This window comes from Streptomyces sp. UF-297 (assembly GCF_058245575.1).
Window position 1 is genome coordinate 32,671 of record NZ_JBSIBZ010000088.1, and the last position, 7,884, is coordinate 40,554.

A 7,884-nucleotide genomic window follows, 5' to 3' on the forward strand; every position below is an offset into this window, starting at 1 on the left:
GATAGCGAATGGCGTTCACCTATCCCGTGTCCCGGCCTGCGCTGGGCGGAAAAGAGCTGGAGTATCTGACCGCTACGGTCGAGGACGGCTGGATATCGTCGCAGGGGCCGATGGTCCAGCGCTTCGAGCAGTCCTTCGCGCAGTACAACGAGGTCGCGCACGGTGTGGCCTGTTCGTCCGGAACGGCCGCGCTGACGTTGGCACTTCGGGCGCTGGGCGTCGGGCCGGGGGACGAGGTGATCGTTCCCGAGTTCACCATGGTGGCCTCCGCGTGGGCGGTCACGTACACCGGTGCGACGCCGGTGTTCGTCGACTGCGGGGACGACCTCAATATCGATGTCTCCCGCATCGAAGAGAAGATCACGTCGCGGACGAAGGTCATCATGCCCGTCCATATCTACGGGCGGCGCTGCGCCATGGACGCGATCATGGATATCGCGTTCCAGTACAACCTGAAGGTCGTGGAGGACAGCGCCGAGGCCCATGGCGTGCGGCCGGTGGGCGACATCGCCTGCTATTCGCTGTTCGCCAACAAGATCATTACGGCGGGTGAGGGAGGCATCTGTCTCACCGATGACCCCAAGCTGGCAGGGCAGATGGCGCATCTGCGGGCCATGGCCTTCACCAAGGACCACAGCTTCCTGCACAAGAAGGTGGCCTACAACTACCGCATGACGGCCATGCAGGCCGCCGTCGCACTGGCCCAGGCCGAGCGGCTGGACGAGATTCTCCAAGTGCGCCGCGGGATCGAGAAGCGCTACGACGAGGGGCTGGCCGACGTCCCCGGCATCACGCTGATGCCGCCGAGAGATGTGCTGTGGATGTACGACCTGCGGGCCGAGCGCCGGGCGGAGCTGCAGGCGTTCTTGGCCGGGCATTCCATCGAGACCCGGCTCTTCTTCAAGCCGATGAGCCGCCAGCCCATGTATTTCCACCCCGACTGGCCCCTGCTCAAGGCCAGTGAATTCGCCGAGGACGGGCTGTATCTGCCCACGCACACCGATCTGACCGCCGCCGACCAGGACTTCATCATCGGCCGAATCCGCGCCTTCTACGGCGCCAGCTGACCGGTCCCGTCCGAGAGAGGAATTCCGCACATGACGCAGTCGGACCCGATGGTGGTCGACTTCCCCGTGCGCCGGCCCGGCGTGCCCTTTCCGCCGCCCGACTACGCCAAGTACCGGGAGCAGGAGGGACTGGTCCTCTCCCGCCTGCCCAACGGCGCCCGGGCATGGCTGGTCACCCGGCACGAGGACGTACGCGCCGTACTGACCGATTCGAGGATCAGCTCCAACCCCGCGCACAAGGGATTCCCCAACGTCGGGACCGTGGGCGTGCCCACGCAGGAGCAGATCCCGGGCTGGTTCGTGGGGCTGGACTCCCCCGAGCACGACCGCTTCCGCAAGGCCCTGATCCCCGAATTCACCGTCCGGCGCATCCGGGGGCTGCGCCCGGCGATCGAGCGCACGGTGGACGAGCGCCTGGACGCCATGCTGGCCGCGGGCAACTCCGCCGACCTCGTCGCCGACTACGCGCTGCCCGTCCCCTCCCTGGTGATCTCGTCGCTGCTCGGCGTGCCGCCCTGCGACCGCGACTTCTTCGAGTCCAGGACCCGCACCCTGGTCTCGCTCCGCGCCTCGACCGACGAGCAGCGCGAGGCCGCCGTCAAGGAACTGCTGCGCTACATCAAGCGGCTGGTGGACATCAAGGTCAAGTGGCCCGGAGACGACCTCATCAGCAGGCTGCTGGCCTCCGGTTCGATCGCTCCGCGCGAGCTGTCGGGCGTCCTGATGCTCCTGCTCATCGCCGGCCACGAGACCACGGCCAACAACATCTCGCTCGGCGTGGTCACGCTGCTGATGAACCCCCAGTGGATCGGTGACGACCGGGCCGTGGAGGAGACGCTGCGCTTCCACTCGGTCGCCGACATCGTGTCCCTGCGGGTGGCCATCGAGGACGTGGAGATCGGCGGGCAGCTCATCAAGGCGGGCGAGGGCATCGTGCCCCTGATCGCCGCGGCCAACCACGACACGGGCGCCTTCGGGTGCCCCCACGCGTTCGACCCCTCCAGGAGCGCCCGCCAGCACGTGGCCTTCGGCTACGGAATCCATCAGTGCCTGGGGCAGAACCTGGTGCGCGTCGAGATGGAGATCGCCTACCGCAAGCTCTTCGAGCGCATCCCCGACATCCAACTCGCCGTTCCCGTCGAGGGGTTGAGCATCAAGTACGACGGCGTCCTCTACGGCCTGGAGGAGCTCCCCGTCCGCTGGTAGGGCACCGGCCTCCCGGCCAAGAGCCCCGACCCGTCCGCCCGGCGTGCCACCGGCCGCCCGGCGGACCCGATCCACTGCAGGAGAGACATCGGCATGCGTATCACCATCGACTCGGACCGCTGCGTGGGCGCGGGGCAATGCGTGCTGTCCGCGCCACAGGTCTTCGACCAGGACGAGGACGGAATCGTCACCCTGCTCGCCGAGCCCGGCGCCGACCAGGAGTCCAAGGTCCGGATCGCGGGCGGCCTGTGCCCGTCCCGGGCGATCACCGTGCACGAGGGCTGACGCCCGACCCGGGCGATCCGCCCGCCGGACCCCCGCAACCGACGACAGCGCATGACATCCGGGAGTGATGGTGCCCGTTCGCACAGATGACTACGTGATCGACCCGCCCGCCGACGCGGCCGGTGTACGGGGCGGCTGCACGCTCCCCGAGGTGTTCGCGTCCGCCGTGGCAGCCGCCCCCGACGCGGTGGCCCTCGTCGACGGGGACCGCTCCTGGACGTGGGCGCAGTGGCGCGCGGACGTCGACGCGCTGGCCCGCGGTCTGCAGGAGTCGGGCGTCGGGCCCGGCGACGTGGTGGCGGTGCGGCTGCCGAACTGCTGGGAACTGCAGACCCTGCACCTGGCCGTCGCGGCCGTCGGGGCGGTGCTGCTGCCCGTCCACCAGGGCACCACGGCCCCGGAGGCCCACGCGCTGCTGACCCGGGCGGAACCCGTCCTGCTCGTCCTGTCGGCCGCCGGGGACGAGAGCGCGGCGACGGCCCGCTCGCTGGTGGAGAGCGTGCCGTCGTTGCGCGGCGCGCTGATGGCCGGTGCGCCGGAGGAAGGGCGCGAGGAGCCGCAACTCGCTTCGCTGGAGGGGCTGTTGACGGCCTGGGCGGGCAGCGAGCCCCGGCCGGTGGACGTCACCCCCGACCTGCCCCTCGTCCTGATCCCCTCGTCCGGCACGGCCTCGGCGCGGCCCAAGCTCTGTGTGCACAGCCACGACGGCCTGCTGTCGAACACCGCGGCCGTCACCGCCGAGGCCGCCGACGCCTTCGCCGGTACGGTCCTGACGGCCTGCCCGATGACCCATCTCTTCGGCCTCCAGGCCATGCACACGGCGCTGTTCGCCGCCCGCGCGCAGGTCCTGCTGGCCGGCTGGGACGTGGACCGCTTCCTGGAACTGGCCAGGAAGCACGACCCCCGCGTCGTCTTCGCCGTGCCCACGCAGCTGCGCGATGTCGTGGCGCGGCTGGCCGGGGCGCAGGAGCCGGCGGGCTTCGCGCCGCACCAGGTGCGTACGGCGGGGGCCGCCGTCGCGCCCGTACTCGCCGACCGGGTACGCGCCGTCCTGGACTGCGAACTGGTCGTGGTGTGGGGGATGTCCGAGATCGGCACCGGCACCCGCACCCGGGCCCACGACCTCGACGGCAGCGTGGGACGGCCGGTGCGCGGCGTGGACCTGCGGGTCCTCGACGAGCACGGCGAGGTGTGCGCGGCGGGGGAGAGCGGTGAACTCCAGTACCGGGGGCCGGGGCTGTTCCGCGGCTACTTCCGCGAGCCGGAGCTGACACGCGCGGCCCTCACCGAGGACGGCTGGCTGCGCACCGGCGATCTCGCGGCCATCGGCGCGGACGGCGTGGTGGTGCTGCACGGCCGGGCGAGCGAACTGATCAACACGGGCGGCCGCAAGTTCAGCGCCACCGAGGTCGAGGGGCTGCTCGCGGGCCTTGCGGGCCTGGGCCCGCTGGCCGTGGCCGGCGCACCGGATGACCGGCTGGGGGAGTACCCGTGCCTGGTCGTGACCGACCACGCGGACCGCACGATCGGCCTGAGCGAAGTGACCGCGTTCCTGCGCCGGCTGGGGCTCGCCGACCACAAGATCCCCCTCGAACTGGTCTCGGTGCGCGAGCTGCCCCTCTCTCCCGCAGGCAAGCTCGACCGCCGGGCGCTCAAGCAGCTGCTCGCCGGCCACGAGGCGGCGAGCGTCGCGGCCCGGCTCGGCGCGGTCCCGCCGTACTCGGTCCAGGAGGCGCTGGAGCTGGTACGCGACTGCGTCGGCCAGGTGCTCGGGAGCGGCGGCACGGCCGTCCCCTTCGCCCCCGACACGGACTTTCGCCGGCTCGGCCTGGACTCCATCCTCGCGGTGCGGCTGCGGAATCTGCTGCGGGAGGAGACCGGGCTGCCGCTCCCGGCCACGCTGGCCTTCGACTGCCCCACCCCGCGGGCCGTCGCGCGCGTACTGGCCGAGCAGGAGGAGCCGTCCCCGCAGGAGCCGTACCGGACCCCGGCGGACGACGCCGACCCGGTGGCCGTCATCGCGATGGCCTGCCGGCTGCCGGGCGGAGCGGACTCCCCTCAGGCCCTGTGGGAGCTGCTCGCCGACGGGAGCGATGCCATGTCCCCCTTCCCCGAGGACCGCGGCTGGGACCTGGACCGGCTCTTCGACCAGGACGCCGACCGCCCGGGTACCTCCTACGCGCGCGAAGGCGGCTTCCTGCACGACGCGGGCGACTTCGACGCGGGCTTCTTCGGGCTGTCCGACCAGGAGGCGACGGCGACCGATCCGCAGCAGCGACTGCTCCTGGAGGCGGCGTGGGAGACCTTCGAGCGGGCGGGCATCGACCCGACGTCCTTGAAGGGGACCCGTACCGGCGTCTTCGCGGGCGCGATGGACCGCGGCTACGGAGCGGGCGCCTTTGCCGCGCCCGGCGCCTGGGAGAGCATGCTGATCACCGGGACCTCCGGCAGCGCGGTCTCGGGGCGCATCGCCTACACCTACGGGCTCGAAGGCCCCGCGATGACCATCGACACCGCCTCCTCGTCCTCCCTCGTCGCCCTGCACCTGGCCTGCCGGTCGCTGCGGTCGGGCGAGAGCGACCTGGCGCTGGCCGGCGGCGTCACCGTCATGGCGACCCCGGCGCCCTTCGCGCACTTCTCCCGGCTGCGCGCGCTGTCCCCCGACTCCCGCTCCATGGCCTACGCCGACGCCGCGAACGGCTCCGCGTGGTCGGAGGGCGCGGGGCTGCTGTTGCTGGAGCGGCTGAGCGACGCCCGGCGCAACGGACACCGCGTCCTGGCGCTCGTACGGGGCTCCGCCGTGAATCAGGACGGCGCCTCCAACGGGCTCACCGCGCCGAGCGGGCCCGCACAGCAGCGCGTCATCCGCCAGGCCCTGGCCGACGCCGGACTGACGCCGCAGGACGTGGACGCCGTGGAAGGACACGGCACCGGCACCCCGCTCGGCGACCCCATCGAGGCCCAGGCCCTGCTGGCCACGTACGGCCAACAGCGGCCCGCGGAGCGGCCGTTGTGGCTGGGATCGGTGAAGTCGAACCTCGGGCACACACAGGCCGCCGCCGGGGTCGTCGGGGTCATCAAGACGGTGCTGGCGCTGCGCCGGGGCGTCCTGCCGCGGACGCTGCACGTGGACGCTCCCTCGGCCGAGGTGGACTGGTCGGCCGGTTCGGTCCGGCTGCTGACCGAGGCCCGGCCCTGGCCACGGGAGAGCGGACACACGCGCCGGGCAGGGGTGTCCTCCTTCGGGATCACCGGCACCAACGCGCACGTGATCGTGGAGGAGGCGCCGGGGGAGGCGGCACCGGGCGAGGCCCCGGCAGAGGGACGGTACGTGTCCGGGGCGGCCCGGGGCCCGGAGGAGGCGGCCGATGACGTGGCCGCGCCGTGGGTGCTGTCCGCCCACAGCCGGGCGGCGCTGCGCGCCCAGGCGCGGCGGCTGGCCGAGCACGTGAGCGCCGATTCCGGCCTGCGGGCCCAGGATGTCGCCCACGCCCTGGCCACCACCCGTGCCCGGCACCGGCACCGGGCCGTCGTCAGCGGCGCCGACCGGGACCAACTGCTGTCCCTGACCGATCAGTTCGGGCGCGGTGAGCGCACCTCGGGCGTCATCCCGCACGATGGCGTACCGGGCGGACTGGCCTTCGTCTTTTCCGGGCAGGGCAGCCAGCGCAACGGCATGGGCCGGGGCGCGGCCGAGGCGTTCCCGGTCTTCGGGCAGGCGCTGCGCGAGGTGTGCGCCGCGCTGGATCCGCTGCTGCCGCGGCCGCTGACCTCGGTGATGTGGGCGGCTCCCGACTCCGAGGAGGCGGCCCTCCTCGACGACACCACCTACACGCAGCCCGCGCTGTTCGCCGTCCAGGTCGCCCTGTACCGGCTGCTGGAGTCCTGGGGCGTGGCCCCCGGCCACCTGGTGGGGCACTCGGTCGGCGAGATCTCCGCGGCCCATGTGGCGGGCGTGCTCGGCCTCCAGGACGCGTGCACCCTGGTGGCGGCCCGCAGCAGGCTGATGGGCGCGCTGCCGCCCGGTGGCGCGATGGTGGCGGTGCGCATCACCGAGCCCGAAGTGGAGCCGTGGCTGGCGGAGTTGACGGACGCGGTCGCGATCGCGGCCGTCAACGGTCCGCACTCGCTCGTCCTCTCGGGCGCCGAGGCCCCGCTCGCCGCGCTCACGGACCGGCTCGCCGCCGCCGGCCACAAGACCCGCAGGCTCATGGTGAGCGCCGCGCCCCACTCGCCGCTGATGGACCCCATGCTGGAGGAGTTCCGCGCGGTCGTCCGGGCCCTGTCCTACGCCGCGCCCACCGTTCCCCTCGTCTCCACCGTCACCGGCCGCCCGCTGACCGGCGCGGAGGCGTGCGACCCGGACCACTGGGTGCGGCACGTGCGGCAGTCCGTACGCTTCAAGGACGCGATCGGCCGGCTCCGGGACGAGCACGTCACCGCTTTCCTGGAGCTGGGCGCCGAGCCGGTGCTCACGCCGATGATCGACGAGTGCCTGGAGTCGCCCGGCCCGCAGCCCGGGGCCTGCGTGATGCCGACGCTGCGCACCGGCGACCCGGAGCGGCACGCCCTGCTCACGGCGGTCGCCCGGGTGCACGCCCATGGCGTTGCCGTCGACTGGGACGCGGTGCTTCCCGGGGCCCGGCCCGTCGCCCTGCCGACGTACGCGTTCCAGCGGCGGCGGTTCTGGCTGGCGTCGGCCCCGGCGGGCCCGGCTGCCGACGGGGGCCCGGCGGACGCCCCGGTTGCCGCGGGCGGGACGGCGGACGCCGAAGAGCCGCCGGCGCTGCAGGCCCGGCTGTCCGGCCTCGACGGCGCCGAACAGGACGCGCTCGTACGGGACCTGGTCCTCGCCGAGACCTCGGCCGTCCTCGGCGGCCAGGAGACGCGGGGGGAGGAGGGCAACCGCACGTTCAAGGAGCTGGGCATCACGTCGGTGAACGCCGTCGAACTGCGCAACCGCCTCATCGAGGCGACGGAGATGCGGCTTCCCGCCACGCTCGTATACGACTACCCCACGCCGAACGCCATCGTGCGGCTCGTCCGCGAACGCCTCGCGCCGCCCTCTCCCGCGCGCGATATGGCCGCTGTCGTGGCCGAGTTGGAGTCCCTGCTCATGTCCGGGGCCGAGGTTTCGCAGGAGACGGCGGCACGGCTGAAGGCGCTGACGGCGGGGACGGCCGCCACGGACAGTGGCACGGACACCGGCCCCGGTGAGTCGCTGGATGTGATGTCGGCCAGCGACGAGGAGCTGTTCCGGCTGATGGACGCCGGGAGCTGAGGACCGGGGAGTCGACGGCGGGGGGGGGGGGGGGGGGGGGGGGCG

At 72.9% G+C, this 7,884-nt stretch carries 4 protein-coding genes; all 4 read left to right on the plus strand.

Going from position 1 to position 7,884, the window contains the following annotated elements:
* Nucleotides 1-8 precede the first annotated feature (8 nt).
* The 4 genes from AC4IJH_RS35295 to AC4IJH_RS35310 all read left to right on the plus strand — a co-directional run bounded on the left by AC4IJH_RS35295 (nt 9) and on the right by AC4IJH_RS35310 (nt 7,839).
* Nucleotides 9-1,067 carry a DegT/DnrJ/EryC1/StrS family aminotransferase gene (locus AC4IJH_RS35295; protein WP_490856053.1) on the plus strand — a complete coding sequence of 353 codons (1,059 nt, stop codon included), beginning with the start codon at nt 9-11 and terminating at the stop codon, nt 1,065-1,067.
* A gap of 30 nt (nt 1,068-1,097) precedes the next feature.
* Nucleotides 1,098-2,273 carry a cytochrome P450 gene (locus tag AC4IJH_RS35300; protein WP_490856054.1) on the plus strand — a complete coding sequence of 392 codons (1,176 nt, stop codon included), beginning with the start codon at nt 1,098-1,100 and terminating at the stop codon, nt 2,271-2,273.
* Nucleotides 2,274-2,366: 93 nt separating this feature from the next.
* Complete coding sequence (locus AC4IJH_RS35305) at nt 2,367-2,558, plus strand: ferredoxin (protein WP_490856055.1); 192 nt, start codon at nt 2,367-2,369, stop codon at nt 2,556-2,558.
* A gap of 67 nt (nt 2,559-2,625) precedes the next feature.
* Nucleotides 2,626-7,839 carry a type I polyketide synthase gene (locus AC4IJH_RS35310; protein WP_490856056.1) on the plus strand — a complete coding sequence of 1,738 codons (5,214 nt, stop codon included), beginning with the start codon at nt 2,626-2,628 and terminating at the stop codon, nt 7,837-7,839.
* Nucleotides 7,840-7,884: the final 45 nt, after the last annotated feature.

Coding starts and splice junctions, on each gene's coding strand:
- AC4IJH_RS35295 (WP_490856053.1), top strand. CDS start 9: ATGGCGTTCACCTATCCCGTGTCCCGGCCTGCGCTGGGCGGAAAAGAG.
- AC4IJH_RS35300 (WP_490856054.1), top strand. CDS start 1,098: ATGACGCAGTCGGACCCGATGGTGGTCGACTTCCCCGTGCGCCGGCCC.
- AC4IJH_RS35305 (WP_490856055.1), top strand. CDS start 2,367: ATGCGTATCACCATCGACTCGGACCGCTGCGTGGGCGCGGGGCAATGC.
- AC4IJH_RS35310 (WP_490856056.1), top strand. CDS start 2,626: ATGGTGCCCGTTCGCACAGATGACTACGTGATCGACCCGCCCGCCGAC.